The 25308-nt window shown below is 64.6% G+C and carries 19 protein-coding genes; 17 read left to right on the top strand and 2 right to left on the bottom strand.

Translation table 11 applies throughout. From position 1 onward, the window contains the following. The first annotated feature begins 117 nt into the window (after nt 1–117). Genes HQN78_RS08970 through HQN78_RS08955 form a run of 4 tightly spaced genes read left to right on the top strand, consistent with a single transcriptional unit; the run spans nt 118 to nt 4598 of the window. On the top strand, nt 118–846 hold the full coding sequence (locus HQN78_RS08970; protein WP_235089076.1) for a fimbria/pilus chaperone family protein: 729 nt from the start codon (nt 118–120) through the stop codon (nt 844–846). A 15-nt stretch (nt 847–861) separates the two neighbouring features. Then, nucleotides 862–1533, top strand: coding sequence for a DUF1120 domain-containing protein (locus HQN78_RS08965; protein ID WP_235089067.1), 672 nt, complete (start codon nt 862–864; stop codon nt 1531–1533). A 33-nt stretch (nt 1534–1566) separates the two neighbouring features. After that, nucleotides 1567–4044 carry a fimbria/pilus outer membrane usher protein gene (locus tag HQN78_RS08960; RefSeq protein WP_235089066.1) on the top strand — a complete coding sequence of 826 codons (2478 nt, stop codon included), beginning with the start codon at nt 1567–1569 and terminating at the stop codon, nt 4042–4044. Next, nucleotides 4041–4598: a hypothetical protein gene (locus HQN78_RS08955; RefSeq protein WP_107799447.1), complete on the top strand. Its 558-nt coding sequence runs from the start codon at nt 4041–4043 to the stop codon at nt 4596–4598. The genes HQN78_RS08960 and HQN78_RS08955 overlap by 4 nt, the downstream gene beginning before the upstream one ends. A 10-nt stretch (nt 4599–4608) precedes the next feature. Here the strand turns inward: HQN78_RS08955 and HQN78_RS08950 are convergent, their stop codons facing one another. Beyond that, nucleotides 4609–5916, bottom strand: coding sequence for an MFS transporter (locus tag HQN78_RS08950; protein ID WP_235089064.1), 1308 nt, complete (start codon nt 5914–5916; stop codon nt 4609–4611). 99 nt (nt 5917–6015) lie between these two features. Between HQN78_RS08950 and HQN78_RS08945 the strand changes: the two genes are divergently transcribed. The 4 genes from HQN78_RS08945 (at nt 6016) to HQN78_RS08930 (ending at nt 11163) form a co-directional block, all read left to right on the top strand. After that, a complete protein-coding gene (locus HQN78_RS08945; RefSeq protein WP_235089063.1) occupies nt 6016–7398 on the top strand; it encodes a DUF3404 domain-containing protein in 1383 nt (460 codons plus the stop codon). Further along, nucleotides 7395–8039, top strand: coding sequence for a response regulator transcription factor (locus HQN78_RS08940; protein ID WP_235089062.1), 645 nt, complete (start codon nt 7395–7397; stop codon nt 8037–8039). The genes HQN78_RS08945 and HQN78_RS08940 overlap by 4 nt, the downstream gene beginning before the upstream one ends. Then, nucleotides 8039–8815: a DUF2861 family protein gene (locus HQN78_RS08935; protein ID WP_235089059.1), complete on the top strand. Its 777-nt coding sequence runs from the start codon at nt 8039–8041 to the stop codon at nt 8813–8815. The genes HQN78_RS08940 and HQN78_RS08935 overlap by 1 nt, the downstream gene beginning before the upstream one ends. Nucleotides 8816–8898: 83 nt before the next feature. Then, nucleotides 8899–11163, top strand: coding sequence for a glycoside hydrolase (locus HQN78_RS08930; RefSeq protein WP_235089057.1), 2265 nt, complete (start codon nt 8899–8901; stop codon nt 11161–11163). A 51-nt stretch (nt 11164–11214) separates the two neighbouring features. On the opposite strand, the gene HQN78_RS08925 is transcribed toward HQN78_RS08930, so the two are convergent. Continuing rightward, nucleotides 11215–11385, bottom strand: a complete 171-nt coding sequence (locus HQN78_RS08925) for a hypothetical protein (protein WP_158274282.1) — start codon at nt 11383–11385, stop codon at nt 11215–11217. Between the two features lie 182 nt (nt 11386–11567). Here HQN78_RS08925 and HQN78_RS08920 point away from each other — a divergent pair, with 182 nt between their 5' ends. From HQN78_RS08920 to HQN78_RS08880, 9 genes are all read left to right on the top strand, one after another. Further along, nucleotides 11568–14159, top strand: coding sequence for a TonB-dependent receptor (locus HQN78_RS08920; RefSeq protein WP_235089056.1), 2592 nt, complete (start codon nt 11568–11570; stop codon nt 14157–14159). A gap of 571 nt (nt 14160–14730) precedes the next feature. Beyond that, nucleotides 14731–17280: a TonB-dependent receptor gene (locus HQN78_RS08915; protein ID WP_235089055.1), complete on the top strand. Its 2550-nt coding sequence runs from the start codon at nt 14731–14733 to the stop codon at nt 17278–17280. A gap of 98 nt (nt 17281–17378) precedes the next feature. Next, entirely contained in the window at nt 17379–18035 is a 657-nt protein-coding gene (locus HQN78_RS08910; protein ID WP_227103654.1) for an energy transducer TonB, read from the top strand. A 50-nt stretch (nt 18036–18085) separates the two neighbouring features. Next, the gene (locus HQN78_RS08905) at nt 18086–18817 is read left to right on the top strand and encodes a MotA/TolQ/ExbB proton channel family protein (protein WP_107799544.1); all 732 of its coding nucleotides are present in this window, start codon (nt 18086–18088) and stop codon (nt 18815–18817) included. A 10-nt stretch (nt 18818–18827) separates the two neighbouring features. Further along, nucleotides 18828–19271, top strand: a complete 444-nt coding sequence (locus tag HQN78_RS08900) for a biopolymer transporter ExbD (RefSeq protein WP_227103650.1) — start codon at nt 18828–18830, stop codon at nt 19269–19271. Between the two features lie 13 nt (nt 19272–19284). Beyond that, nucleotides 19285–19704, top strand: a complete 420-nt coding sequence (locus HQN78_RS08895) for a biopolymer transporter ExbD (protein ID WP_235087881.1) — start codon at nt 19285–19287, stop codon at nt 19702–19704. Between the two features lie 206 nt (nt 19705–19910). Continuing rightward, nucleotides 19911–21920, top strand: a complete 2010-nt coding sequence (locus HQN78_RS08890; RefSeq protein ID WP_235089054.1) for a M13 family metallopeptidase — start codon at nt 19911–19913, stop codon at nt 21918–21920. Nucleotides 21921–22171: 251 nt separating this feature from the next. Then, nucleotides 22172–23437 carry a nitronate monooxygenase gene (locus tag HQN78_RS08885; RefSeq protein ID WP_235089053.1) on the top strand — a complete coding sequence of 422 codons (1266 nt, stop codon included), beginning with the start codon at nt 22172–22174 and terminating at the stop codon, nt 23435–23437. Between the two features lie 154 nt (nt 23438–23591). Further along, nucleotides 23592–25271, top strand: coding sequence for a ShlB/FhaC/HecB family hemolysin secretion/activation protein (locus HQN78_RS08880; protein ID WP_235089052.1), 1680 nt, complete (start codon nt 23592–23594; stop codon nt 25269–25271). Nucleotides 25272–25308 lie beyond the last annotated feature (37 nt).

Genomic DNA, 25308 nt, shown 5'->3' with positions numbered 1-25308 from the left:
CGCTGAATAAGTCTTGAGTCAGCGTGCTTGAATACGGGCCGGCGGCATGCTTGCCGGCCCGGTTGATACGGTTTGACGCGGTGAATCAACGCCGTCCTTGATGGAAAAGAGTTTCATATGATGCATGCGCTGAATGTGTTCGCCGTTGCGGTCCGCGGCGGCGCTATGGCCGGCGCCTTGGCGCTGGCCCTGCTGCCCGCGGCGGCCTGGTCCGCCGGCGTGGTGCCGGAAACCTCGCTGGTGGTGGTGGAGGAAGGCGACGGCGAGGGCGTGATCAACGTCAAGAATACCGACGCCCACGCCAGCCTGATGTATGTCCGGCTGGAAAACCTGCCTGAAGACCCGGAGCAGTTATTGCTGGCGACGCCGCCGATTTCCCGGGTGGAAGGCGGGGAGAAACAACTGGTCCGCTTTTTGTTGAAATCGCCGCAGCCGCTGCGGACCGAGCGGCTGATGCGGGCGTCCTTCGAGGGCATTCCCGCGGTGTCCGCCGATAAGGGGCATCGCATTCAGATGACTTTCAATCAGAACCTGCCGGTACTGATCCGTCCCAAGGGCCTGCCGCGGGAGCGGGAGCCGTGGGTCAAGCTGCAGTGGGGCCTGACGGAAGACGGCCGGGTGGAGGTCAAAAACGACAGTCCTTACGTGGTGCGCCTGTCCACGCACAAGGTGGAATTGCAGCCCGGACGGCAAGGGCTGGAGCTGCCCAAGGCCTATATCCTGCCCGGCGAGCGCTTGCAGCTGGCGTCGACCGGCCAGACGCCCTTGGACGCCACTCACGTCAAGCTGTGGCCGGCGACCAGCTACGGCTATGCGGTGGACTCCTTTACCGCGACCTTGAACTGAGCGGCCTAGCCCGTGATGAAATATCGTCAAGCAATCGTCGCCGCGCTATGCGCATCCATGCCGGTGCTGGCGGCGAACACGCCATTCGCGCTGACGGCCGAGGTGGTGCCGCCCAGCTGCACGCCCGGCTTTTCCCATAACGGCGTGGTCGATTACGGCCTCATCCCCTGGTCGGCCTTGAATCCAGGCGCGACGCTGCTGGGCGAGCGGGAGATCAGCTTGCATGTGCAGTGCGATCAGCCGGCGCTGGTGGGTTTGAGCATACGGGACAACCGCGGCGATAGCCGCGCCGGCATCGCCGCCATGGCCGGGCTTCAGACGACGGGAGCCGCATCGCCGTCGCTGCCGGCGGAGGCGGAGCAGACTCTGGGCCTGGGCCGGGACAGCCGCAAGCAAGGGCTGGGCTATTGGTGGCTGAGCCTGATCGAGGCTCATGCGGACGAGCGTCCGGCGATGCTGATGCGCAGCGCCGGCCGGCAGGAGGGCTGGTCGCAGGCCGGCGGCGAACCGCTAAACCTGCGTTACGGCTATGCCTTGGGCTCGCCGCAGCGCCAGGCGCTGCAGCCGGCCGGCACCCACGTGTTCAAGCTGCGCGTCGGCGCGGCGCTCAGGGGGCGGCAGGCGCTCAGCGCGCGCGAACCGGTGCGTTTGGACGGCCACGCCACCGTCACGGTCTTCTATCCCTGACGTCTCCATCCATCCAATCTTGGGTCCTGTTAGATGAAGTGTTCAATTGAATGGCTGCTCAGACCCATTCCGCTATTGCTGTGGCTGGCCGGGGCGTTCCCGACGGCGTCGCTGGCGGAGACCGGGGCGCGCGACGCGCCCGGCGAGGGCGTGCAGTTTGACCTGGGCGTGTTGAAGGCGAGCGGCATCGATCCCGGCGTGGCGGAGTACTTCAGCCTGGGCGCGCGCTTTGCGCCGGGCAGGAATCGGGTGTCCTTATTCGTCAACGGCGCTGGTCGCGGCGGCGCCGAGGTGAGCATAGACGAGGGCGGCCGCCTGTGCGTCGACGACGGATTCTGGACGGCAGCCGGCTTGCTGCCCGCGGACGGCCAACCGCCGGCGGAGGCCGGCTGCCGGGAGTTGACGGCTTTTTATCCGCAGGCGGTGGTCAAGCTGCGGCCGGAGCTGGCGCGGGTGGACATCCTGGCGCCCAGCGGCGCCTTGCGGCGCGAGCAGGAGCCACTGGGCGGCTACGACAGCGGCGGCACGGCCGGCCTGTTCAATTACGAGGTGCTGGCCATGCGCAGCAGCGGAGGCGGGCGGAGCCAGCAGTATCTGCAAGGTTTCACGGAAATCGGCTTCAATTGGCGGGACTGGATGGTGCGCAGCCGGCAAAGCTTCGCGCGCAACGAGGCGAGCAATCGTTTCCAGTATCTGTACAGCTATGCGCAGAAGACCCTGGTGGACAGCAAGGCCATCCTGCAAGTGGGCGAGTTGTCGCTGAACAACCCCCTGTTTGCCGGCGTGAATTTCTCCGGCGCGCAGTGGCTGCCGCAAGGGGCCTTGCTGCAGCGCGGCAATCGGCCGCAGGTCAGGGGCATCGCCCAGAGCGAGGCCCGGGTGGAGGTGAGGCAGGCCGGCGCTTTGGTGTACAGCACGCTGGTGCCGCCCGGCGCTTTCGAATTGAACGATGTGCCCATCCTGTCGGCGGGCTTCGATCTGAATGTCACCGTCTCCGAAAGCGATGGCGGCCAGCACGCCTTCACCGTGCCGGCGGCGGCGTTTTTCGCCAGCCCGGGCGGCGACGTCGAGGGCTTCAATATGGCGGCGGGCAAGATGCGTCAGTTTGGCGGCCAGGACGGCGACACGCCGTGGTTGTTCTCCGGCAGCCGCAGTTGGCGGCTGGGCCGGGAACTGGACCTCAGCCTGGGCGGCCTGTGGTCCGAACGCTTTCATTCCGTCGGCGGGGCCTTGTCTTATCTGTTGAGCCCTGGGCTGGTGGCCGGCATGCGCGCGGTGGCCTCCCGCGACGGCGAGGCGGGACGGAGCGGCGCGCAATACAGCGCGTCCTTGAGCGCGAGCTGGGGCGAGCGCCTGTCCGGCGCGTTGAACCTGAGCCGGCAGAGCGCCCACTTTCGCACGCTGTCGGATTACGCGGCTCGTCAACAAGAGGCGCCGGCCGCGCTGACGCAGTACGGTCTGTCCCTGTCCTACCACCATGAATTCATGGGCGCGTTCAGCCTGGGCGCGACCCGCTCGCATCACGGCGGCGACGCCTCGCAGCGCTTGAACGGCGGCTGGTCGCGGCGGATGTGGGGCGCCAATGTCTCTTTGAACGTGGGCCGAGATTTGAGTCGGGGCGCGGGCGCGCATCGCAATCAGTTTTACTTGAACGTGGATCTGCCGCTGGAGCGCGCCAGCCTGAGCGCGTATCTGCAACGCTATGGCCAAAGCCAAACTTTGGGGAGCAGCTACCGCGAAGTTGTCAGCGACAGCTTGAATTACGGCGTGGCGGTGGATCGCGACGCGGACCGGAACAGCACCGGCTTCAACGGCAATCTGCACTGGATTCCGCGTTACGCCCAGCTGGGCCTGGGCATGAGCCAGCGCGGCGGCGCGCAGTCGTACAACGCCAGCCTGCGCGGCGGCGCGCTGCTGCATGAGGGCGGACTGACCTTCTCGCCCTATCCGCTGCGCGACAGCGTCGGGGTGCTGTCGGTGGGCGGCTTGCCCGGCGTGAAGTTCAGCACGCCCAGCGGCCCGGTGTGGAGCGATGGCGACGGCCATGCGGTATTGGCCAATCTGAACGCTTACGCCGATACCCGAGTGGAACTGCAGACGCCTAGCCTGCCGCGCAATGCGGACGTGGCGAACGGCTTGAAAGTGGTGCGCGCCGGGCATGGCTCGGTCAGCCGGGCGGAGTTCTCGGTGCTCAAGACCCAGCGCTTGCTGATCCAGATCGCGGCGGAGGACGGCGAGGCCTTGGCGTCCGGCCTGAGCGTGGTGGATGGGGAAGGGCGTTTCATCACGCTCACCGGGAGCGGGGGCGAGGTGTTTCTGGATCAGGCGACCGCGCGGAACGGGCTGTATGTGGAGTCTCCGCCAAGGCGGCGCTGTCGCTTGGACTATGTCTTGCCGGACGAAGACGTTTCCGCCTTGTACCAAACCGTCAGGGCGCGCTGCGCGCCGGGTTCGCTGCTTGAAGCGGACGCGTCGGAGCGCGGCGCCGGAGACCGAGGAGTTGAGGGATGAGCATGGGGAAATGGGTTTTGATGGCGCTGACGGCCTTGAGCGCCGGCGCGGCGGCCGAGGAAGGGCCGTGCGCGTTGAGCTTGAGCACGCCCAATCTGGACTATGGCGTGCTGCCCTTGGCCGCCTTGCGAGAGGGCTTCGGCCGGGGCGCGCCGGGGGGCGGCCTAGAGGCGCGTACCTTGAGTTTGCAGGCCGTTTGCGAAGAGCCCCGGGCTTTGGCCCTGCGTTTCAACGGCCCGGCGGCGGACGCGGCCTCGTTCCGCTTCGGGCCTCAGGGCGCGGCGCGCCTGATCTTGCGCGCGGCGACGCTGGATGGCCGCGACGCCTATTTCCGCGTGGAGGGGGAGAGCGGCGGCGAGCGCCTGCGCTCAGCCCCGCTACGCCCCGGCCAACTGGTGCGGGTGTATCCGGACAGCGGCGGCGGGACGGGGCGGGCCTTGCGCTTGGAGCTGGAAGTCCAGCCGCTCTTGCCGGCCGGCGCGGCGCATGCCCGCGAGCGGGAGCGCTGGCGGATGGACGGAGTGTTCGAACTGCAGGCCTCCGCCGCGGAATGAAGCGCCGGCCTCAGTCGCGCAGCGCGCGCAGCCAGTCCAGCCGCTGTCGCCAGATCACCGGCGCGGCGCTGAGCAGGTGCAGGGTGGCCAGGATGTTGAGCGCGGCGGTGGCCAGCAGCAGGATGGCGATGCTGTCGTAAAGCTTCAGCGCCAGCGCGCTGCCGATGGCGGCGGCCACCATGTAGAAGCCGTTGGCGATATTGTTGGCGGCCACGGCCTGAGAGCGGAAATCGTCCGGGCTGGCGGTTTGCAGCCAGGTGTACAGCGGCACGGTGAAGAAGCCGCCGAAGAAGCCCAGCAGCGCCACGTCGACCATATTGCGCCAGCTGCCGGCGCGGGCCAGGTAATCGGCGAGGCCGATCAGCTCGCCGCGGTAGTGCGGCAGCGCGGACAGCGCCAGATCGCCGCCGAACAGCGTCATGCCGACGCTGCCCACCAGCACCATGCCCAATTGCAGTTTGCCTTGCGACAGCTTGGCGCACACCACCGAACCCAGGCCGATGCCGATGGAGAACAAGGCCAGCAGCAGGGTGTAGACGGCGGCGTCCCCGCCCAGATGCAGGCGGGTGAAGGTGGGCAGCTGGGTGGTGTAGACCGCGCCCATCAGCCAGAACCAGGAAATGCCGAGGATGGCGCAGCGCACGTCGCGGAGGCGCCAGGCGTCGCGCATCAGCAGCACGGAGTCTTTGAGGAAGTTGAAGGACAGCTTCAGCTGCGGCGCGCCGGGCCGGGCTGGCGGCATCTCGCGGCTGGCGCCGTAACCCAGCATGGCGGTGGCCAGCAAGGTGGCGGTGATCAGCAGAGGGCCGCCGGTGGTCAGCATGCTGCCGCCGATCTGGCCGATCAGGATGGCGAGAAAAGTGCCCATCTCGATCAGGCCGTTGCCGCCCACCAGTTCTTGTTCTTTCAGATATTGCGGCAGCACCGAGTATTTGAGCGGGCCGAAAAAGGCGGAGTGGGCGCCCATCAGGAACAGCGCGGAAAGCAAGAGGCCGGCGGAGTGCAGGAAGAAGCCGGTTCCGGCCAGCAGCATGATGGCGATCTCGGCCAGCTTGATCCAGCGGGCGATGGCGGCCTTGTCGTAGCGCTCCGACAATTTGCCGGCGGTGGCGGAAAACAGGAAAAAGGGCAGGATGAACACGCCGGCGGCCAGATTGACCAGTTGTTCCGGCGGCAGCCCGGCCAGGCTGAGTCCGTGAAAGCTGATCAGCACCACGATGGCGGTTTTCAGCAGATTGTCGTTGAAGGCGCCCAGGAACTGGGTGCCGAACAGCGGGAAGAAGCGCCGGGTGGCGAAGAAGGAAAAGCCTGCTTTCACGGGGATGCCGATCTTGTGTCATGAGCCGGAAACGCATGCTAGCGGATTCGCGCCGGCCTGTCAGCCGAGTGGCGGCGGGTTTTCCGTATAATGCGGCGCATGAAGCTACGTCTGTGTTGTTGCCTATTGATCTGCCACGCGGCCTGGGCCGGCGAGCTGTCGTCGCGGCTGGACGCCGCCTTGGCCGAATCGCGGCCGGCGCGGTCTTTGGCGCTGACGCGGATTCAGTCGCTGGACGAGGGGCTGATCGCGCCGGCGTCGTTGCAGCCGGCCTGGTCCCGCTACAGCCTGCGCGCCTTGCGGCAGCTGGAGGCGCACGAGCGTCGCTGCGAGGGGGATCTGTCTGCCCTGCCGGCGCTGTGGCGGGATTTCGAACGTCGGCGCTGCGCGGACGGACGTCTGCCAGACGACTGGCTGCGCCTGCATCCGGTTCATCCCTTGGGCGGCAGCAGCGCCGCGCACTGGCGGCAGGGCCGGCCGCGGGCGGCGGTGGCGGACTGGCTGCATGTGCGCGAACGCGACGACGATCTGGGGCTGTTGGGCGGGCTGTCGGACGACAATCTGGACGCCTTGCTGGCCGGCGCGCGTTGGCTGTGGCAGGACGGCGCGCTGTGGCGGCTGCGGGACGGCCAATGGCGGCTGTACCCGGCCGCCGCCTGGCGGGAACGGGCGGAAGCGGCCGGGGTCAGGGTGTCCGCGGCCGGCGCGGGCGCCTGCGCGGAGCGCCAGGACGGACTGTGCTTGAACCCGACGCCGGCGCCGGCCTGGCCCTGGCGGGCTTTACTGGCGGGCCTCGCCGGGCTGGCGCTGGCCGCCGGCGGCTGGCTGGCCTGGCAGCGGCGGCGCCTGGAACGGGAGCGGCGTTTCGCCTTGCAGATGCTCACTCATGAATTGCGCACCCCCATCGCCGGCCTGGCCGGCGTGGTGGAGGGGCTGCGCCGGGATTTCGACCGCCTGCCGGATTCCGCTCAAGATCAGTTCGGACATTTGGCCGGCGGCGTCAGCCGCCTGCGTCAGTTGGCCGAAGCCAGTCGCCATTACTTGTCCGCCGAACGCCTGGACGAAGGGCGGCAAGCGGTGCGGCTGGCGGAATGGCTGGACGCGATCACGGAGCGGCATCAGGCCGCGTTTTGTCTGAATGAGGACGCGACTGTGCTGTTGCCGGCCTATTGGCTGGGCTTGTGCCTGGACAATTTGCTGGCCAACGCGCGCCGGCATGGCCGGCCGCCCTGGCGCGTGCTGGCGGATTGGGACGGCCGCAATTTGACGCTGACGGTGTGCGACGGCGGCCGCCTGAGGGATTACCGGCTGCGCCGACTGGCGCGGCGCGACGGCGGCGGCGAGGGCATGGGGCTGGGCCTGGCCATCGTCCGGCGGGTGCTGAAGCGGCTGGGCGGCCGGTTGAGCCTGTCCGGGCCGCCCACGCGCTTTAGCTTGCAACTGCCCGTCAAGCGGGCGCCGCGACAGGATTCCCCGCGATGAACACCTTGCTCTTGATTGAAGACGACGCAACGCTGGGCGACGGCCTGAGCCGCTTTCTGGAGGACGCGGGTTATCGCTGCCTGTGGCTGCGGCGGGCGGAGGACGCGGCCGCGCAGTGGCTGCGCGCCGATCTGGTCATCCTGGATCGCAGCCTGCCGGACGGCGACAGCCTGCGGCATTTGCCCGGCTGGCTGGCGCAGAAAGCCTTGCCGGTGATCGTGCTGACGGCGCGGGTGGAGGTGGGCGACCGGGTGGCCGGGCTGGAGGCGGGCGCGCGCGACTATCTGAGCAAGCCTTTCGCCCATGCCGAGTTGCTGGCGCGGATTCGCGCCCAGTTGCGGCCTTTGGGCGACGGCAGTCTGAGCCTGGGGGCCTTGAGCCTGCAGCCGGCCAGGCAATCGGCGAACTGGCAAGGACGGGAGGTGGCGTTGACGCGCACCGAGTTCGAACTGCTGGCGTTGTTGGCGCGCATGGCCGGACGAGTGATGAGCCGCGACGAATTGCTGAATCAGGTCTGGGGCTACGACAGCTTTCCGTCCACGCGCACCGTGGACACTCACATCCTGCAACTGCGGCAGAAGCTGCCCGGCATCGCCATCGAAACCGTGCGCGGCGTCGGCTACCGTTTGGAGAAGATCTGATGCTGCGCGCATGGTGTTTGTGGCTGGCGCTGGCCGCGCCGGCCGTCGCGGATCCGCTGGCGGCCTTGAACCGCGCCTTGCTGGGCGCGGACGACGCGGCCGCCTGGCAGGCGCTGTCCGAGAGCTGGCCGGCCTTGCGCAGCCAGGCGCAGCGGCAAGCCTGGGCGCAGGCCTTGGCGGCGCTGAGCGCCGAGCACTGCGGCAAGGACGCGCCGCTGACGCTGCCGGCTTGGCTGCCGCAGCTGACGCTGGAGCTGGCGCAGCGCGACATGCCGCTGGCGCGCGCCTACCGGGTGGTGCTGAGCGGCCGCGGCGCGCTGGAGGACGCCCGGCTATTGGACGCTCAGGGGCATGATCTGCTGCGCGGCGGTTTGCTGGAGCGGGAAGACGGCCAAGGCTTCCGCCTGGAAAGCGCGGACCTGAGCCGGCCCCTGGCAGCGGGCGCTTACCGCTTGCAGCTCAGCGCCGCCGGCCGGCAATGGCAGGCCGAGCTGGCCTTGCCTGAGGTGGCCAATCTGGATTGGCTGTCGCGCAGCCCGCTGGCGGTGTCGCGCTTGCCGCCGCCGCGCGCGGCCTGCGCCCAGCCCTGGCTGGAGCAATCGCTGTTGCGTCGCAGCGACTACGGCTTTGTCTGGTGGCGGCGGCGCGAGCTGGGCGAGGCGCTGCGCTGGCCGCCCGGCCGGGGCGAGCTATGGCAGAGCGTGGCCCTGGTGCGCGCCGAGGCGCGCGGCCAATTGGTGTTGAGGCTGGCGCACCGTCAGGTGGGGCCGCGCTGAAATCCTGACATTGGCCTGACAATCGGGGCGGCCTTTGCCTTTTTAATCTCTCCGTCTTGATTCCCATACGGAGAGTGCCCGCAATGCCGATATCCCCTCATTCCCTTGTTTTTGCGCTGGCGGCGATGTGTCTGCCCCTGAGCGCCTGGGCGCAGATCCGGCTGGAGAACGCGCAATGGAGGGTGGCGCTGGACCCGGCCACTCTGGCGGTGACCGCGACACCGGCCGGACAGCCGCCGCTGGCGGTGTCGAGCGGCGGCCCGGCGCGCGCGGTGGCGGATCTGAACGCGGATGCGGCCGGCGCCGCCTGGTCCTGGGAGCGCGGCCGTTATCGTTTGAGCGCGCGCCTGGACGGGCCGGACCTGACGCTGACGGTTCAGGCCGGAGCCGGCGCAGCGGAGACCGTGCCGCTGCTGCGGCAGCCGGCGGCGGCGATGGGGCGCGGCTTGCTGCTGCCCTTGGCCGAGGGCAGTTATGCGCCGGCCGGCGACCCGCTGTGGCTGGATTTCCTGCCGCGCTTCGCCGGCGACGGGCTAAACACCTCGGAAAACCTCAGCCTGCCCTTGTGGGGCATGGACTACGGCGCGAGCAGCCTGCATTGGCTGCTGCTCAATCCCTTCAACAACCGTTTGAAGGTAAGCCGGGACGGCGCCGGCCTGGGGCTGGCGCTCAGCCATGATTTCAACGCCTTGAACCGGCGGGAGCCGATGACCTTGCTCTTGCATCTGGCGGACGGGGACCTCTTGGCCGGGGCCAAGCGTTATCGGCAATGGCTGATCGGGGCGGGGCGTTTCGAAAGCCTGGCCGACAAGATGCACGCGCAGCCGGAAACCGCCAAGCTGGTGGGCGCCAGCCATGTCTATCTATGGGGCAACGATTTGCTGGGCGCGGAGGATGTGCGCGACTGGGGACGCTGGCTGAGCTTGCTGCGCGGCGACAGCGCGCTGGCGCGGCGGCTGAGAGGGCGCTTCGACGCCGAAGCCGCCGCGGCGCTGCGGACGGCCTCGGCCCGGCCCGACGCCTACCAGCGCCGGGTGCTGTTGGCGGCCTTCAATCAGGCGGCCACGGCGGAGGCGCGCGCCGGCTGGTTGAGCGCCGCGCCGGCGTGGAACAAGCTGGCCGAGCCTTACCGCCGCCTGCGGCGCGAGGTGAGGGAAGTGTTCGGCGCGGCCTTGGGCGAGCCTGACGATTGGGGCGGCGGCTTGTCGCTCCGCACACTGCGGGCCTTGCGCGCGGCCGGCCTGGAGCGCCTGTGGCTGGGCATGGACAATTGGGAGGGCGGCTTGTGGCAGCCGCAAGCGATGAAGGCGGGCGTGCGCGCCGGCTATCTGATGGCGGCCTACGATTCCTATGAAACCGCCTTGCCGCCGGGGCAGCGCGAGGATTGGCTGACGGCGCAGCAGGGCGCCGCCGCGTACCGGAACTGCGGCATTACCTTGGTCAGCGGCCGGCGCAAGAGCGGGTTCCAGCAGTCCGGCTATTACACCAACCCGGATTGCGTGCGGCCGGTCTTGCGTCAGCGCAGCCAGGCGCTGCATCAGGCGCTGGGTTTCAACAGCTGGTTTCTGGACGCCTACGCCACCGGCATGGTGTTCGACGATCACAGCCCCGGCCGGCGGACCAGCCAGGCCGGCGTGGCGGCCGGCAATGAACGCAGCATGGCCTGGGTGCGGGACCGCTTCGGCGTGCCGGTGGGTTCGGAAAACGGCAACGCCGCCACCTCGCGCGGCATCGCCTTCGCGCACGGCATGCAGGTGCCGGTGCTGGGCTGGGGCGATCCTGATCTGCAGAAAAATCCCAAATCGCCGTACTTCCTGGGCCGCTGGTTTCCGGCGAATCAGCCTGAGGTGTTTTTTCGCTCCGTGCCCCTGAAACAGCCGTATCTGAATATTTACTACCAGCCGGGCTACCGCTTGCCGCTTTACCAGGCGGCGTTCCACGACTCCATCGTCACCAGCAATCACTGGCTGTACGACAACCTGAAGTTCAGCAACGCCTATGCCGACAATCTGCTGACGCAATGGCTGTACAACACGCCGCCGCTCTGGCACCTGAGCGCGGAGAGCCTGGAGAAGCGGCTGCCGCTGATGCGCTGCGCCGATCAGGTGTTCCGGCCGCTGCACCGGAAACTGGCGACCCAGGCCATGACTGGTTTTGCCTGGCTGACGCCGGACCGCTTGTCGCAACAGACCCGCTTTGCGGACGGCAGCCGCTTGACGGTGAATTTCAGCGCCGAGCCGCGGCAGCTGGAAGGACGCGAACTGGCCGGCCGGGCGATGCGGGTGCAACTGTCCGGGCAGCCGGAGCGCACGGTTTCCTTAAAGGACTGCGAGCCGTCTCCGGCCTGATGGACTGCGGTTTGGCCCGGTGTTCCGCAGGCATGAGTTAAATGCATTGATTTAATCGTCTATCTGATTTTTACACATGTCATAAAAATATCGTGCCACACAGCGCATTGGCAAAATGACAACGCGCCGCTGTAAACGCCACAGCGGCGGCCTGCGCGCCGCCATCGGGCGTAAGCCTTTGCCGGCGGCCTTTCCGGCCGATGGCGGCGCGGCGGTTTTCATCCAGGACGCCGCCGTGGGCGGAAAGACGGTATGTGACGATTCATGATGCCGATTGACCGTCTGTAATAAATGCTCCAAGCATCGTGTCAGGCCATATGACAAATAGTCTGCGGCTGGATGATCTGCCGAAAGCGTGTCTAGAGAAGCGCGCTAGGCAGGTTAGACACATGACTGGAGAAATCATGAGAACTAGCAAGAAGAAGTTGGTGCTGGCCCTGGCCCTGGCAGGCCTGGGCGGCCAAGCCGGCAGCGTTTGGGCGGCGGAATCGAGCAGCGGCACCCTGGACCGGGTGGAAATCACCGGGTCCAACATCAAGCGCAGCATCAAGCAGGAAAAAGCGCTGCCGGTGACGGTGGTTCGCACCGAGGAAATGAGCAAGCAGGGCTTCACCACGGTGGAGCAGGTGGTGAATTCGCTGGCCAGCAACCAGTCCAGCATGGTGGGCGCTTCGTCGGTGCAGACGGTGTCGGGCGGCGCCTCCTACGCCAGCCTGCGCGGCCTGGGCTCGCAGTACACGCTGGTGCTGCTGGACGGCCGCCGCGTCGCCAGCCAGGCGATTGGCGGCTACGCCACGGATTTGAACGCCATCCCGCTGTCGGCGATTGAGCGCATCGAGGTGCTGCGCGACGGCGCCTCCGCCATCTACGGCACCGACGCCATCGGCGGCGTGATCAACTTCATCACCAAGAAAAGTTATCAGGGCGTGACGGTGGCGGGCGAGCTGGTGTCCACCGACCACAAGGGCGGCAATACCGGCAGCGCCAGCATCACCGCCGGCATCGGCGATCTGAACAAGGACGGCTACAACGTTTACGGCTCCCTGAGTTATCAGAAGCTGGACGCCATCACCACGCTGAACCGTTCCTTCGCCAACAAATACCTGACCGCGGACAATCTGAGCGGCCGGGTCTTCCCGTCCAACTTCACCTACAAGGGCAACGCCTACAACCCGACGGCGCCGAATTGCAAACCGCCGTACGCCAAGCCGATAGACGCCAACTCCTGTGGCGAGAACGCCACCCTCTACATGGACTTGACGCCGGAGGTGGAGCAACTGACCGCCTTCGCCAAGGGCACCAAGCAGATTGGGGAACATACCCTGTCGCTGCAGTACATGGGGGCGCGCAATCTGAGCACCACGCGCATCTCGCCGGCGCCGCTGGCCAAGATCGCCACCCTGAAGGCGGGCGACAAGTATTATCCGACCCATTTGCCGGACGGCACGCCCACCGACGGCAGCGACGTGGTGATCAACTCGCGCGCGGTGCCGCTGGGGCCGCGCGTGACCGAGAGCCTGTCCACCACGCAGCGGCTGGCTTTCAACGCCGAGGGCTTGCTGGCGGGCTGGGATTACCGCGGTGGGGTGGCCTACTCCGAGAACAAGACCATCATCAATTACAAGTCCGGCTATGTGCACGGCGACAAGATCGCCGCCGCCTTCCAGGACGGCACCATCAACCCCTTCGGCGATTCCGCGCCTGGCGCCTGGCAGAGCACCGAGCTGAAGGGCGACGGCTGGATCGCCAAATATCAGACGGTGATGGCGGACTTCAAGGTCAGCAAGGAGGTGTTTCAGTTGCCGGCCGGCATGGTGGCGACGGCTTTCGGCGTGGAAACCCGGCGTGAGAAACTGGACAGCCAGATCCAGGACATCGCCCAGTTCGCGCTGGGCTCCGGCATCGCCGATTCCAAGTCCACCAGCGGCAGCCGCGGCGTGACCGCGGCCTATGTCGAAGCGGATATCCCCATCTTCAAGAACTTCGACGCCCAGCTGGCGGCGCGTTACGACCGCTACACCGACTTCGGCAGCTCCTTCAACCCCAAGATCGCCGTCAAGTATCAGCCTATCCCCCAGGTTTTATTCCGCTCCTCGGCCAGCAAGGGCTTCCGCGCGCCGACGCTGTACGACGTGTTCACGCCCAACAGCAAGACCTACACTGCCAACAAGTTCAACGACCCCTTGCGCTGCCCGGGCGGCACGCCGGCCAACGGCGGCAATAAGGTGGATGATTGCAACACCCAGTTCGAAGCTTTGCAGGGCGGCAACAACAATTTGTCGCCGGAGAAGGCCAGCTCGCTGACCTTCGGCATCGTGATCGAGCCGATCAAGGAAATCACCGCCAGCGCGGACTTCTGGTGGACCACGGTGAAGGACACCATCGGCGCGCTGGATCCGGGCGTGATTTTCGCCGATCCGGGCAAGTACGCGGACAAGTTCGTGCGCAACCCCGACGGTTCGCTCAATCATGTGATCACCACCACCCAGAACCTGGGCACTCTGAGCGCGGCCGGCGTGGACATCAGTCTGGCTTTCCGTCTGCCCAAGATGGCTTGGGGCAATTTCGGCGTCAATCTGGACGGCACCTACACCTCCAAGTACCAGCAGCAGATGGAGCCCAAGGGCCCTTATCTGAGTTCGCTGGGCGGTTGGTATCAGAATATTCTGCAGCCGACCTTGCGCTGGAAGCACAGCCTGGCGTTCAACTGGGCCCGGGGGCCGTGGAGCGGGGTATTGGTGCAGAATTACTCGTCCGGCTACACCGACCTGAATCCCAACGATGAAGGCCATAATGTGCGCCCGTACTCCAACTGGAACCTGTCCGGCAGTTATGTGTGGGACAAGAAGCTGACCATTACCGCTGGCATCCGCAATCTGTTCGACCAGGAGCCGCCGTTCAGCAACCAGACCAAAACCTTCCAGTACGGCTTTGACCCGGTGGTGGCGGACCCGGTGGGGCGCGCCTACTTCCTGAAAGCCAGCTACAAGCTCTAAGCCTCGCCAAGGCGGTTTGATCAAGCCCCGTCGCGCCGTTTGGCGCGGCGGGGTTTTATGTTTTTGGAATGAATTTGGCTGGTGGTATGCAGCTAAGTTGGCGTGGTTTAGATTGGATGTGAATGTTTTTTTACATGCCTGCCATTAAAAAAACGAATGCATAAGTTTTTGCAAAATTAGTCTAATCTGAAATTCTTGTACGAATTTGTCGTAAAAATGCAAAAAAGCAACAATGGCAAGTTGTTCTCACTATGGAAAATGACATGGAATTAGCGGCTTTCTGTAAAAGCTGCTGGCAAAAATCAGGGGTATAGTCTATTGATTTTCAAGCGCTAACATGATTTTTGCGCATTTCTCCGTCAAAAGGCGCGTTTAAACGGGGCGCCGGACGAGCAGGATCGCCCCTCAACAAATATTGACGGGGGGCAACAATCCTTAACACACTCGAAACACGGTCATGACGTTCGATTGTCGACGACCTGCAGTATCCAGCAAACGTTCGTCAGAAGCGCTGCTGGTTTCCGTGTGCAGTTAAGGAGAAATCAAGTTGAGAAGTCAAAAGAAGCAGCTAGTGCTTGCCCTGGCCATGGCCGGCATGGCGAGCCATGCGCCGTTCGCATTCGCCGCTGAGGCGAACTCCGGTCAACTGGACCGGGTGGAGATCACCGGTTCCAACATCAAGCGCAGCATCAAGCAGGAAAAGGCGCTGCCCGTCACCATTCTCAAAACCGAAGATTTGGCCAAGCAAGGGCTGACCACGGTGGAGCAGGTGGTCAACAGCATCGCCGCCAACCAGTCGTCGCAAGGGGCGGCAGCTGCCGTGGGCGCCTCCACAGGTGGCGCTGCGTTTGCCAGCTTGCGCGGCCTGGGTAATCAATACACGCTGGTGTTGCTGGATGGCCGTCGCATGGCCAATCAGGCGATTGACGGCACCTCCGCCGACCTGAACGCCATCCCGTTGTCCGTGATTGACCGCGTGGAGGTGTTGCTGGACGGCGCCTCCGCCATCTACGGCACCGACGCCATCGGCGGCGTGATGAACTTCATCACCAAGAAGAGCTTGAAGGGCTTCAGCATTGGAGGCAGTTTTTCCAATCCGCAGCATGGCGGCGGCGATGATAAAAACATCAATGTTTCCTATGGCTATGGCGATTTGGGCAACGACGGTTTCAATATTTACGGCGCCATCGATTACCAGAAGAAAGACCCTGTGATGGCATCTCAGCGCGGCTTTGCTTCGCTGATCAATAAAGATACCGGTTCAAGTCCCAATGCCTGGCCTGGCAACTATGTGGATGGGGTTACTGGGGACTTAATGACTCCATCCGCACCGAATTGCCGGCCGCCGTTCTCCACGTTCAATGGCGAAAACTGCCAGGAATATTACTCGCTGTACCCCAGCATTATTCCGGAGGTAGAGCAGGTGTCCGGCGTGATCAAGGCCACTAAACGCATTGGCGACAATCACGAGTTGTCGCTGCAATACACCCGTACTGAAACCACCACCACCTCCCAAAACGCGCCGTTGCCGACCGGGGGCGACATCACCCGCGCCAATGCGGTGGATCCGAGCAAGCGTGACCAGTTGTATGTGCGCACCATTCCGTTGGGTAATCGTGTGACTGAAGCCAATTCAGTCACCCAGCGCCTGATGCTGAATATGGAGGGCTTGATTGCAGGTTGGGATTACCGCGCCGGCATCGGTCGTTCGGAAAACTTGGTCAAGGAAAACCTGAACTCCGGCTACGTCAGCAAGAGCAAGATGCAGTCCGCGGTCGACAGCGGCGCTTTGGATCCGTTCGATTTGTCCGGCAACAATCTGGCGGCTTGGCGTTCGGTCAGCATGACCGGTCAGACCAAGGAAGCCAAGTCCACCATCGACATGGCCGACATCAAGGCCAGCCGCGAAGTGTTGCAACTGCCGGCCGGCATGATGGCCATCGCTTTTGGCGCGGAAGTACGCCGCGAGTCCTTGAGCACGGTCTACAACAAAGCGGTGACCCGCGACGCGCTGAGCACCGGTCAGAACAAGACGGAGGACGCCGCCGGCAGCCGTAATTCCTACTCGTTGTACGGTGAGGCGGATATTCCTGTTCTGAAGAACCTGGACGCGCAATTGGCCGCGCGTTACGACCACTACAGCGATTCCGGCAGCTCCTTCAATCCCAAGGTGGCGATGAAGTACCAGCCGTTGCCGCAGCTGATGTTCCGCTCCTCCGCCAGCACCGGTTTCCGCGCGCCGTCTCTGTACAATATGCACAAGCCTAACCAGTTGCAGCTGACAGGCCGCGCCTATGTGGATTACGGTGCTTGTCCCAATGGCAAAACCCCGGTGCCGGGCGCGAACGCCTTGGCATGCCAGAGCATTCAGCGCGATATCCGTTACGGCGGTAACAAGAATCTGGAGCCGGAGAAGTCGTCCTCCTTGTCCTTTGGCATCGTAATCGAGCCGGTGAAGAGCTTTACCGCCAGTGCCGACTTCTGGTGGACCATGATCAAGAATCAGATCAATGTCATCCCGGAAGACACCATCTTCGCCAACCCGTCCAAATATTCGGATCGTTTCATCCGCGATAGCAACGGCAATCTGTCTTATTTGGTCGATGACTATTCCAACCTGGGCAACCTCAGTGCCGCCGGGGTGGATATCAAGATGAACTGGCTGCTGCCCAGAACCGCGATTGGCACTTTCAATGCTTCTCTGGATGGCACCTATCTGTCCAAGTACTCCTACCAGAAAGAGAAAGAAGGCCCGTACTTCAGCAACTTGGGGTCTTACATTGATGCGAATGGCCCTGCTTTCCGCTGGCAGCACACTCTGTCGATGAACTGGTCGCTGGGTGCTTGGAGCGGGGTGCTGGCGCAGAATTACCGTTCGGGCTACACCGACAGCAACTCGAAGAAAGGTCAGAACAATACTGTGCGGCCTTACTCCACGTGGAATCTGTCTGGATCCTACGCTTGGAACAAGCAACTGACCGTGACCGCCGGCATCAAGAACCTGTTCGATCAAGAGCCTCCGTACTCCAATCAAAGCGATACCACGCCGCGTAGCTACGATCCGCGCTTTACCGATCCGATGGGCCGTTCCTTCTTCCTCAAGGCTAATTACAAGCTCTAAGGCGGCGGGAAACTGGATGGGGCGGACTGGGGTCCGTCCCGTTCTCGGGCCCGGCGGCGCGCCGCCGCCGGGCGAATCAGAAGACAGTGGATATAAACATGACGAGCATCACAGCCAGAGGAATCGGCGGTCCCCCGCCCAAGCGCCGCATCGCGGGCTTGGTCGGCGTGATCGTCTTCCATGCACTGTTGATCTACGCGCTGGTGTCGGGCCTGGCCCAGGGCGTGGTCAAAGTGATCCAGCAAAAAGTGGAAGTGGCGGTCATCAGCGAACCGCCGCCGCCTCCGCCGCCTCCGCCCCCCAAGATAGAAAAGGTGGTGCAGCCCACCGCCGCGCCCAAGCCGCAGGCCTATGTGCCGCCGGTGGTCAATCCGCCGCCGGTCACCTCCACGGCCAACGCGATCCAGTCCACCACCTCGGACCCGGCGCCGCAGCCGGCGCCCACCCCCGCCCCGGCGGTGGAGGCGCCCAAGGGCCCGGTGTCGGCCAAGGCCAACTGCACCCAGCTGCAAGCCCCGGAATACCCGAGCAAGGCGCAGCAGGACGAGATCCAGGGCGTGGTGCGCGTGGCCTTCCAGGTGGGCGACAACGGCCGCTTCAGCCACATCGCCAACATCTCGTTCGACGGCGGCATCCCGCCGCGTTACCGCAGCGGCTTCCAGTCGGCGATCAGCGCCGCGCTGCAAGGCTATAGCTGCAAACCCAACAGCCTGTTGAGCCAGGAATTCGGCTTCAAACTCGACTCCGGCGAATGAGCGCGAGCGCGCCTCGACCGGAGCACAGCAACTCTTAGGAGAACCAAAGCATGACCAAGACCACTCGCACCGCCTTCGCCGCCCTGGCCCTGCTGGCCAGCCTGCCTGTCCTGGCCGCCGAAACCGCGCACGTGACCAGCAACCCGTACGGCATCGACGCCCTGTGGGCGCAAGGCGACATCGTCGCGCGCGGCACCCTGATCATTCTGCTGATCATGTCCGCGGCCACCTGGTACGTGGGCATCGTCAAACTGCTGGAACAGCGCCGCCTGCTGAAGCAAGGCCGCGAACTGCTGGCGTCTCACGGCGCGGAACTGCAAAAACGCGCGAGCGAACTGGCCGACGAAGGCATGTTCAGCGCGGTGGCGGCGGCCGGCATTGACGCGGCGGCCGAACACAAGGGCGAACTGGCCGGCCGCGTGGACCTCAACACCTGGGTGTCGATGGCCATCTCCGACGCGGTGGACTCCGCCAGCCACCATATGCAAAACGGCCTGTCGGTGGTGGCCACCGTGGGTTCCACCGCTCCGTTCGTCGGCCTGTTCGGCACGGTATGGGGCATTTACCACGCGCTGACCGCGATCGGCATGTCCGGCCAGGCGTCCATCGACAAAGTGGCGGGCCCGGTGGGCGAGGCGCTGATCATGACCGCGATCGGTCTGGGCGTGGCGGTGCCGGCGGTGCTGGGATACAACTGGCTGGTGCGTCGCAACAAGCTGGTGCTGGACATGGTGCGCGTGGTGGCCGGCCGCCTGCACGCCAGCCTGCTGAACGCGCGCTGAGGCGACGGCGATGAAGGGGCGCAACGCAAGATTCGGCCAAGGCCACGGCAAGGGCGACGAAGACGCGGTGATGTCCGCGATCAACACCACGCCGCTGGTGGACGTGATGCTGGTGCTGCTGATCATCTTCCTGATCACGGTGCCGGTGGTGACGCAGACGGTGAAGATGGCCTTGCCGAAGGAAAGCAATATCCCGACGCAGACCAAGCCGGAGAACATCGTGCTGGGGGTGGACACCGGCAACACCATTTACTGGAACACCACGCCGGTGAAGACGCAGGAAGAACTGCTGGCGCGGCTGGTGAAGGAGGCGAAGAAGGAGCCGCAGCCGGAAGTGCACATCCGTGGGGATCTGGCGGCGAAGTACAGCCCGATCGGCCGGATCGTGCTGGCGGTGCAGCAGGCGGGCATCGTGAAGATCGCCTTTATTACCGAACCGCCGCCGCGCAACTAGAAGGGAGAGCAAGATGGGAATGAACGTAGGCTCGTCCGACGACGAGCTGATGGTGGAGATGAACACCACGCCCTTGATCGACGTGATGCTGGTGCTGCTGATCATGTTGATCATCACGATTCCGATCCAGACGCACGCGGTGAAGCTGGACATGCCGGTGAGCAGTCCGGCGAAGCCGATGGAGAAGCCGGTGGTGGTGCAGATCGACATTGCGGCGGACAACGGGATCTTGTGGAACGGGGAGCGTTTGGTGAACCGGGAGGCTTTGGAGAAGAAGCTGACGGAAGCGGCGGCGCGGGCGCCGCAGCCGGAGTTCCACATCAAGCCGAACAAGGACGCGGGGTATGAGCCGGTGGCGATGGTGCTGGCGGAATCTCAGCGTTTGGGTGTGACTAAATTGGGCATTGTGGGCTCCGAGCAGTTTGTGCAGTGAGCCCGCGAGTCCGGCCAAGGCACGCTTTATATAACTTGTCTTGATCCATATATTGTCTTTGTCATGAAATTGATGTTTGACCCTTTGTGAGGAAAAGGCAGCCTTCGGGCTGCCTTTATTTCGCAATTGCGAGCCGGCCCGGCATTTTCACCGGAACCAAAACAAGGAAAACAGGGCCGCAGAGAAATGGAGTGAAAGGAACCCCGATGAAAATGAAGTTAGCCCTGATGGCCGCCAGCCTGTTGCTGGCTTGGCAAGCGCAAGCCAGCGCCGTGTCCGGCATCGACAAACAGCATTTCGACAGCGCGGTGCGTCCGCAAGACGATATCTATCACGCGGTCAACGGCGCCTGGGTCAAGCACGCGGTGTTGCCGGCGTCCGAAGACAACGACGGCGCTTTCAAGCAATTGCGCGATCTGAGCCTGGAGCGCAGCCGCAAGCTGATAGAGGAGGCCGCCGCCAAGCCGAAGGCGTCGGCTGAGGCGCAAAAGATCGGCGATCTGTATCACAGCTTCATGGACGAGGCCGCGCTGGACAAGCTGGGCCTGACGCCGATGCGCGGCGAACTGACGGCCATCGCCGCCTTGAAGGACAAGAGCGCCTTGGCGGCCTGGATGGGCGCGGCGCAGGGCCTGGGCGTGCAACAGCCCTTGGCTTTTTACGTTGAAGCGGACGCCAAGGACGCGCGCCAATACCTGGCCGGCCTGTATCAGAACGGCCTGAGCATGCCGGACCGCGACTACTATCTGGGCAAGGACGCGCGCTTCGAGAAGGCGCGCCAGGCTTATCGCGCCTATCTGGTCAAACTATTCAAGCTGGGCGGCTACGCCGACGCGGAGCAGCGCGCCCAGCGCGTGTTCGCGCTGGAAACCAAGCTGGCGGAAGCCCAGTGGAGCAAGGTGCAGAACCGGGACCCGCAAAAGACTTACAACAAGATGAGCGTGGCCGAGCTGAAAAAGCGGGCGCCGGGCTTTGACTGGCAGGCTTTCCTGGACGCGGCCGAGGCCGGCGGCATCAGCGCCGTCAACGTCAATCAGCCCAGCTACGCAGAAGCCTGGGCCAAGCTGGCGGCCGCGTTGCCGCTGCAAGACTGGCAGGATTATCTGACGGCGCAGACGCTGGACGCCTACGCGCCTTATCTGGACGGCGTCCTGGCGCAGACCCGTTTCGATTTTCACGGCAAGGCGCTGGCCGGCACGCTGGAGCAACAGCCGCGCTGGAAGCGCGGGGTGAAGGCGGTGGAGGGCAATCTGGGCGAAGCCCTGGGCAAGCTCTATGTGCAGGCTTACTTCCCGCCGGAGTCCAAGGCCAAGATGGGAGCGCTGGTGGGCAATCTGATGAAGGCCTACGCCCAGAGCATAGACACGCTCAGCTGGATGAGCCCGGCCACCAAGAAGGCCGCGCAGGAAAAACTGTCCAAATACATGCTGAAGATAGGCTATCCCAACAAGTGGAGAGACTACGGCGGCCTGGAGATCAAGCGGGACGATCTGGTGGGCAATATCAAGCGCGGCTCGATGTTCGAATACCGCCGCATGCTGGCCCGCTTGGGCAAGCCGGTGGACCGCGAAGAGTGGGGGATGACGCCGCAAACCGTCAACGCCTACTACAATCCGTCGCTGAACGAAATCGTGTTTCCGGCCGCCATTCTGCAGCCGCCGTTCTTTGACGCCAAGGCGGACGACGCCGCCAATTACGGCGGCATCGGCGCGGTGATCGGCCATGAAATCAGTCACGGTTTCGACGATCAGGGCAGCCAATTCGACGGCGACGGCAATATGCGCAATTGGTGGACGGCGGAAGACCGGGCCCGTTTCGACCAGCTGACCGGCAAGCTGGTGGCGCAGTACAGCGGCTACGAACCCTTGCCGGGCAAGCATATCAACGGCGAACTGACGCTGGGGGAGAACATCGCCGACAACGCCGGCCTGCAAATCGCCTACAAAGCCTACCTGCTGTCCCTGGACGGCAAGCGCGCGCCGACGATAGACGGCATGAGCGGCGACCAGCGTTTCTTCTACGGTTTCGCCCAAGTGTGGCGCACCAAGATTCGCGGCGAGGCCTTGTTGTCGCGTTTGGTGACCGATCCGCATTCGCCGGGGGAGTTCCGCGCCATCGGCGCGGCGAGCAATAGCGACGCCTTCGCCGAAACCTTCGAGGTTAAGCCCGGCGACAAGATGTTCAAGCCCCAGGACGAGCGCATTCGCATTTGGTAAGCGCCGGCGCAATGCCCGCCGCGCGTCGGCGGGCTGGAAAAAGCCGGGATCTCCCGGCTTTTTCAATGGCAGGCGCGTAGCATGGCTGCAATCTGGCGGGCGCATAGTGGCTTGGGCGGGCTAAAGGCCAGATTGCGGCCCGGCGGTCTCGGTCCCGGCCGAGGGCTCGGAGCAAAAACTCTAAAAAAATGGATTTTCCCACAATGCGGGGGATAATGCCCGCCAGCATTCAGGAGAGATAGGCTGATTTAATGAAGTGCGTTGACGATTTCAGACTGCGGCTGGGCAAGCAGGAGCTGGTGCCCATCATGATAGGCGGCATGGGTGTGGACATCTCCACCTCGGCGCTGGCGCTGGAAGCGGCCAGGCTGGGCGGCGTGGGCCATATTTCCGACGCCATGGTGCCCACGGTGACCGACCGCCGCTTCAACACCAAATACGTCAAAGACAAGCTCAAGCAGTACAAATTCAATGTCGAGAACAGCGACAAATCCGTCGTGCAGTTCGACTTGGGCCTGCTGGCCGAGGCCACCCGCATGCATGTGGGCAAGACCATGGAAGCCAAACGCGGCGACGGCCTGGTCTTCATCAACTGCATGGAAAAGCTGACCATGAACGCGCCCAAGGAAACCTTGCGCACGCGCATGCACGCCGCGCTGGACGCCGGCATCGACGGCATCACCCTGGCCGCCGGTCTGCACCTGGGCTCCTTCGCGCTGATGGAAGACCACCCGCGCTTTCGCGACGCCAAACTCGGCATCATCGTCTCCTCGCTGCGCGCCCTACAGCTCTTCCTGAAAAAGAGCGCGCGCAGCAACCGCTTGCCGGACTACGTGGTGGTGGAAGGCCCGCTGGCCGGCGGCCACCTCGGCTTCGGCATGGACTGGGCGCAATACGATCTGGCCGCCATCGTCGTGGAAATCCGCGACTGGCTGCGGGCGGAACAACTGGATATCCCGCTGATTCCGGCCGGCGGCGTGTTCACCGGCAGCGATGCGACCCAGTTCCTGGAAATGGGCGCCGGCGCGGTGCAAGTGGCCACCCGCTTCACCGTGGCGCGCGAATGCGGCCTGCCGGAGAAGGTGCAGCAGGAATACTTCAAGGCCAACGAGGACGACATCGAAGTCAACCAGCTGTCGCCCACCGGCTATCCGATGCGGATGATCAAGCACTGTCCGGCCATCGGCGACGGCATCCGGCCCAATTGCGAGGCCTACGGCTATCTGCTGGACGCCAAGGGCGGCTGTTCCTATATCGAGGCCTATAACCGCGAAGTGGCCGCCCACCCCGGCGAGCGCCGCATCAAGGTGTGGGACAAGACCTGTTTGTGCACGCAGATGCGCAATTTCGATTGCTGGACCTGCGGCCACAACGCCTATCGTCTCAAAGACACCACAGTCCGGCGCGAAGACGGCGGCTATCAACTGCTTAGCGCCGAGCACGTGTTCCACGACTACCAATACAGCAAGGATCACAAAATCGCCTTGCCGGAGCTGGAGAGCATTGTTCTGGCTTGAGCGGAACAAGACGCGGCAGACTAAAAACCGGAAGCGAGGCTTCCGGTTTTTTTATGTGTTACGTATTTTCACGTAGTTACCTTGTGATTGTCATTATTTAAAATGGGAACATAAATACCATTTAAATAATTTAAAATAATCACTCTAAGTCTCCGTGAACCATACCCTGATTCAGGCCGCCGTTTTGGGCGGCTTTCTTGTTCCTGCCGCCAGCGCCGCCGCGCTGGATGAACACATTCTTCGGCATCAGCAACAACAACTGGAGCAGCAGCGGGAAGAGCTGCAACGGCGGCCCGACGTGCTCCAATCTCCATCCGCGCCCAGTCCCGCCGCTCTGCCCGCCGCTGCGGGGGCTCATGAAGGCGCGTGTTTCACGGTGAGGCAAATCGCGCTGGAGGGCATGCCCGTCGCCTGGCGCGGCTGGCTGCCTGCGGCGGCGGCCCGCTGGCAAGGCCAATGCCTGGGCTTGGCCCAACTGGACCAAGTGGTGGCGGAGCTGAGCAATGCGATGGTGGAGCGAGGCTATGTCACCAGCCGGGTGTATCTGCCGGAGCAAAACCTGACGCAGGGGCGCTTGCGGCTGGCGGTGGTGCCCGGCCGCATCCATCAAATCCGGCTCAAGGAAGGGCTGGGCGACCGCGGCCTGGCGTCGGCCTTTCCGCTTGGCACCGGCGACATTCTCAATGTGCGCGCGCTGGAGCAGGGGCTGGAGCAATTGGGGCGGGTGCCCACCCAGCAGGCGACGATGGAAATCGTCCCCGGAGAACAGCCGGGCGAAAGCGATGTGGCGGTCAGCCGCAGCCGCGCGGGCCAGCTGACCGGGCAACTGAGCCTGGACGACAGCGGCCAGCCCGCCACCGGCAGGCTGCAGAGCAACGCCAGCCTGCTGCTGGGCGGCGCCACCGGCTTCAACGACCTGCTGTCCCTGTCCTGGAGTCAGGACGCCGAGCATATCGCCCACCCGCTGAGCCAGGCGCATACCGTGTCCTGGCTGCTGCCCTGGGGCGATTGGACCGCCTTCGCCAGCTATAGCGCGTTCGCTTACCGGCAAACGGTGCAGGGCGTCAACCAATCCTTCTCTTCCAGCGGCCATAGCCGCAATACCCTGCTGTCGCTGGCGCGTTTGCTTCACCGAGACCAGAGCAGCAAGACCGAACTCAAGGCCAGCCTGACCCGCAAGGCCTCGCGCAGTTTTATCGAAGACGCGGAAATCGCGCAGCAGCGCCGCGATCTGACCATCGCCGGCCTGGAGCTGAGCCATCGCCGCTATCTGGGCGAAGCGGTGCTGGACGCCTCGCTGGCGTATCAGCGCGGCATCGGCGGCTGGGGCGCGCAAAACGAAGAGCAAACGGCCGCCTCCGGCTTCACCGCCCGCCATGAGCTGTTTCAAAGCCGTCTGGCCTTGCAGCTGCCGCTGCGCTTGGGCAGCCAAACCTGGCGTTGGAGCAGCGAACTGCGCGGCCAGTACAGCGCCGATCCGCTGCTGCCTTCGGAACAGTTTTCCATCGGCAGCCGTTACACCGTGCGCGGCTTCAACAGCAACAGCCTCAGCGGCCGCGGCGGCCTGTACTGGCGCAATGAGTTGAGCGCGCCGCTGCCGGCCTTGGCCGGCGCGCAGCTGGAAGGCTATCTGGGCCTGGACGCCGGCCGGGTGTCGCATCCGGCTTACGCCGACGACAGCAGCCGCAGCCTTTCCGGCTGGGCCGCCGGCCTGCGCGCGCAGTTGGCGGGCAAACTCAGCGCCGAACTCAGCCACGAACGCGCAATGCGCCAGCCGCAAGGCTGGAACCGGCCCGCCATCACCCATTTCAACCTGACCCTGCTCTGGCAATAAGCCCGTTTTGCCGAGCTCCCGGCCTTGAGCGTGCGTT

The sequence above is a fragment of the Chromobacterium sp. Beijing genome, assembly GCF_021496765.1.
GTDB lineage: Bacteria > Pseudomonadota > Gammaproteobacteria > Burkholderiales > Chromobacteriaceae > Chromobacterium.
Note: the sequence above shows the minus strand (reverse complement) of the source record. Positions and strands in the feature narration are given on the sequence as shown.